Source organism: Photobacterium sp. OFAV2-7, assembly GCF_022347985.1.
Classification (GTDB): Bacteria; Pseudomonadota; Gammaproteobacteria; order Enterobacterales; family Vibrionaceae; genus Photobacterium.
In genome coordinates this window covers 1-4627 of record NZ_JAKRFQ010000383.1, presented here as the reverse complement: position 1 = coordinate 4627, position 4627 = coordinate 1, and the positions used below count along the sequence as shown (strand labels likewise).

General features: G+C 47.1%; 4 protein-coding genes. 2 read left to right on the top strand and 2 right to left on the bottom strand.

Annotated elements, in window-relative coordinates; all coding sequences use genetic code 11:
* Window positions 1–40: 40 nt before the first annotated feature.
* Together MHN01_RS17215 and MHN01_RS17210 are read right to left on the bottom strand one after the other, a co-directional pair.
* Window positions 41–1579, bottom strand: coding sequence for a flavocytochrome c (locus tag MHN01_RS17215; RefSeq protein WP_239412467.1), 1539 nt, complete (start codon window positions 1577–1579; stop codon window positions 41–43).
* A 655-nt stretch (window positions 1580–2234) separates the two neighbouring features.
* Window positions 2235–2921 (bottom strand): GntR family transcriptional regulator, encoded by a 687-nt coding sequence (locus MHN01_RS17210; protein WP_075767142.1) that lies wholly within the window; start codon window positions 2919–2921, stop codon window positions 2235–2237.
* Between the two features lie 221 nt (window positions 2922–3142).
* On the opposite strand from MHN01_RS17210, the gene MHN01_RS17205 reads away from it, so the two are divergent.
* Entirely contained in the window at window positions 3143–3487 is a 345-nt protein-coding gene (locus MHN01_RS17205; RefSeq protein ID WP_239412466.1) for a UxaA family hydrolase, read from the top strand.
* A gap of 3 nt (window positions 3488–3490) precedes the next feature.
* A partial coding sequence (locus MHN01_RS17200) for a UxaA family hydrolase (protein WP_239412465.1) occupies window positions 3491–4627 on the top strand: 1137 nt, incomplete at its 3' end.

Genomic DNA, 4627 nt, shown 5'->3' with positions numbered 1-4627 from the left:
ATTCGTGTTATTCATTGTTTTCATTCCAAATCAGAGAAGACTAAATAGCGTCATTACGAGCAACACTGTTGCCTGCGATACGTCCCATCACCAATCCATCGGTAATCGCGCAGCTTCCAAGACGACTGGCACCATGAGGGCCGCCTGTTACCTCTCCGGCGGCATACAGTCCGGCAATCGGCTCAAAGGTTTCGGAATGTAAAACCTGGGCACTCGGATTAATTTCAACCCCACCCATACAGTGGTGCACTTTAGGCCAGCCTCTGACGGCATAAAATGGCGGCTTGATGATCGGCGTTGCTGTCGAGACAGGTTTAGCAAACTCCAAGTCGTCATTGTTTTTGACATACTCGTTATAGGCAGTCACTGACTCAATGAGTCCCTCTGCTGGAATCTGGTAATGGCTGGCAAGATCTTCCAGACGGTCAAACGCATGCACAACCTTATATTCCAGGCAGCGATCCAGTGTCGGACATGCCTTGGCACCCACACTGTCGACGAGAATAATTGGGTAATCAGGCTCGCCGCTTTCCTTGACATTTTTGATCATGGCATCGGCACGTGTCTTCCTGTCTGCCAATTCATTGACAAAACGTTTCCCTGTCGCCCGCTCGACCATGATCCCGTAACGGAAGCCTGACTGAATATTAAACATTGAAGCAACACCAAAACCCTGTTCATCGGGTGATGCCCATGGACCAAGCTGAATAAGGGATAACTGAACGGGTACAGCACCGATCCGAAATGCTGCACGAAGCGCCTCTCCCGTTGCTCCCGGCTGGTTGGTACTGTCTATAACCCCACCCAACCGCGGATCTTGAGCAGATAAAAACTTTGTGTCACGGCTAAAGCCACCGGAAGCAAGAACTACCCCGCGTCTGGCTTTAAAGTGTTTTACTATGCCTGTCTCTTCATCAGGGAAGCGGTAGCCGTCTTTGACCTGTATGCCGATAATACGTTTGTCATCGTTGGTAATGAAATTCAGCATTTTGCATTCAGTGCGAATAACAACACCTTCTCTACGGGCGGTTTTGACCAGCGGCCTGACAATGCCAGAGCCAGAAGCATTATGGGTAAGATACGTTCGGGCGACCGAATGGCCACCAAGCCAGGATAACTTAGGCTTAAATTTGGCACCGCACTCAACCACAAACTTAAACGCATCCGGCGAGCCAGCAGCGATCGCTCTTGTCAGTTCAGGGTGGTTAATCCCGCGACCAGCTGCCATCATATCCTGCACCATAAGCTCGACGCTATCTTCAACGCCTTCTTCTTTTTGTAACTCACTGCCTGCAACAGCGAACAGCCCACCGTTAATGGTTGAGTTACCGCCCGGAACTCGCATTTTTTCTACGATCATGACATCAAGCCCTTTGCGACGAGCCTCAATCGCAGCTGACAAAGCAGCAAACCCACTACCAATAACTAATACATCAAACGTTTTATCCCAACTAATGGCATTATTAATTTGACTGGCACTTGCCTCACTGCCAAGCATCATGGCTGTTGCTGCAGCAGCGCCACCAGCCAATAACTTTCGTCGCGAAACATCTACCTTTTGGCAATTATCATTACTCATAAATGTGCTTCCATTTCAGATAAAAAACTCTTTCTAATAGGCGGCATGAGGGATTAAAAAGCACATCTAATGGGCTTTTTATGGCGTGTCAGGAAATAACTTTTTCATTTGCCGCATTAGCAAAATTTATATTTATAGATATTGTTATATATTTAATCGTTCCGGTTCATTGATTGAACAGAATAAAAAGATGTCGATTAACTCGTGCCAGAATTGTAAATTTATTTACCTATTAAGAGGTAATGATGATTAGTCATTAATGATATGCGCCGAAATCATTTACTGCATGGTAGTCATGAACAACTTGCACGAAATGCATAAACAACCATATTTAAAACAAACCACTACAAACAACACCCAAGAAAGCACAAGCCAAATACAAACCAATAACCAAAACAACACAAAAATTCATTTCTGATAACCAAAGACCACGTAATACCTTGGAAATGAATAGAATTGATGAACTTCACACTTTTATTCATTGATAGTGACTATAACGAATTTGGATATCAACAATTTAAAATTAGACATGCTCTTATAAGAATTTATAGGGGTCATCGTTAGAAAAAATAAAAGGCGAAGGTAATTAAAATCACCTTCGCCCTATAATTTTTGCTAGCTATCTACTCTACTACCTTCTACTTTGATAGTGCTATCAAGATTCACCTTGCTGTTCTGAATAACGCTTCAGATGTTGTTCACGGAATTTATGCCCGATCACTGAATAAACGGTAATGTTCTCTTCAGCCAATTTCAACGCTTTGCCACTTTCACCGGCACAAATGGCTTCGACCAGTGGCAGATGGCTTAATGCGCTCTCTTCCGGGTCATAGCTTGCGTGGTCAATATTGAAATAAATCAACATCTGATTGGCGACATTACGGTAAATCTGATGCAAGCGCATATTACCGCTTAGCTCAATGATTAATGTGTGCAATTCAAGTTCAAGCTTACTGATCTGCAGGCAAGTAACGCCTTCACTGCGGCCAACTTGCAGGTAATAATCCATCAAATCATGCAGTCGGGTTTTGCCCTCTTCGGTAATGTGCTCAGCTGCCAGCCAGGCGGAACGTGTTTCCAGAGCGACACGTAAGTGGTACAGCTCCCACAGGTCATTCTCGGTAATATTAATTACCTGCCAACCAACATAGGGTTTCTGAACCACCAAACCTTCATGGGCCAAGGTGTTCAGAGCCATCCGCACTGTACTGCGCGATAGCTCCAAATCTTTCGCCAGTGCACTCTCCACCAGCTTTTCGCCCATTCCGTATTTTCCACTGAGGATCAGCTCACGCAGATAGCCCGCAGCTTGCTCCTCTAAGCTCTGTTTTACGATTTTCATTATCTTTCCATACATCTACAGATAGCGGAATACCGCAGTTGCCTTAATTCTACCGGATTAGTCAACAATTCGCATAATCAATAAAACGTGACGATTGTCAGACAATCATACAAAAATTGAATGGATAAAACAAAAGGTGATTTGTGTCGCATTTATTTTGGAATTACTCATTAAGATTGCCAACTGTCGATTGTCCGACAATGAACAATCTATGAGGATTTATGGACACACCTTTGAACAAGGCAATTTTGCTTTCCCAGAATGACAACGTGGCGACCCTGCTCGCAGATGTCGAACAAGGACAGCAGATTGAAATTATTGATGACGGCAACCGGGCACAAGGCATTGTGACCTGTAAGCAAGCCATCACGTTCGGCAATAAAGTCGCGGTAAACGCTATCTCGACCCAGGAAGCAATCAAGAAAGCGGGTTACGACATTGGCATTGCCATCAAGGCAATTCCGGTCGGCGAGTTGGTACATGTACAAAATGTCCGCAGTACCCGGGTAGACATCCCAGAGCCGATCATCAAGCAAATCATTGAACAAATGCAGATCGAGGAGTAACGAATGCAGTTTTTCTCAGGCTTTCGTCGCCCCGACGGCCGCGCGGGGATCCGAAATCATGTACTCATCCTGGCCATTGACGAATGTGCAGAAGGTATTGCCCGTGCCATCAGCCAGAAAGTGCCAGGCACTGTCGTTGTAACCAACTACAACACTTGTATGTACGGTGGTAACGAAGAGCTGGTCGGCACTATGGTTGGCGCCGCACTGAACCCTAATGTGGCTGGTGCCCTACTGCTGAACATGGGATGCGGAAGTATCGACCCGGCGATCCTGGCCGATCCTATCCGCAATGCAGGAAAGCCAGTACAGACACTGTCGATCATCAAATCACGTGGAACGCGCAGCACCATCAAAATGGGCACCGAGCTGGCAAAAGAGCTGACAGCTTATGCCGATCAAATCCAGCCTGAACCTATTCCACTCAGCGAACTGGTTGTGGGGATCAAATGTGGCGGTTCTGATACCAGTTCAGGTATTGCCTCTAACCCATCAGTCGGTCGTGTTGCCGACCTGCTGGTAGATAAAGGTGCCACCTGTGTAGCTGGTGAGCTTATCGAGCTTGTCGGTTGTGAGGACATCCTGCGAGAACGAGCAGTTACTCCAGACGTCGCTGACAAGATCGATCGCCTCATCAATGAGGAAGAGAAGCGCTGGCATATCGAAGGCACCAATGTCGAGACCATGAGCATCGGCAACAGTGTCGGCGGCCTGACCACACTCGAAGAGAAGGCACTTGGCGCACTGCATAAAACCGGTACCCGCCCTATTCAGGATGTACTGAGGATCAACGCCAAGATGACCGAGCGTCCGACCACACCGGGAATGTACCTATCAGAAACGACGCACTTATGCGGCGGCTCCGGTATGCATTTCGCCTCTCTCGGTGCCCAGGTGATCCTGTGGACCACAGGTGGTGCCGGATTCAACAACCCGATCGTACCGGTGATCCGAGTCAGCGGTAATGCGGCCCAAATTACTGAAGACATTGATGTCGATGTCAGCGGGATCATGAAGGGAACAGACAGCATTCACTCCTGCGCCGACCGGATCATTCACACGCTGGATAATGTTGTTCAGGGTGAGGCGACTGCCATCGAAGATATCGGTTTCGCCTACTGCACGTTGTATCAAAAAGAT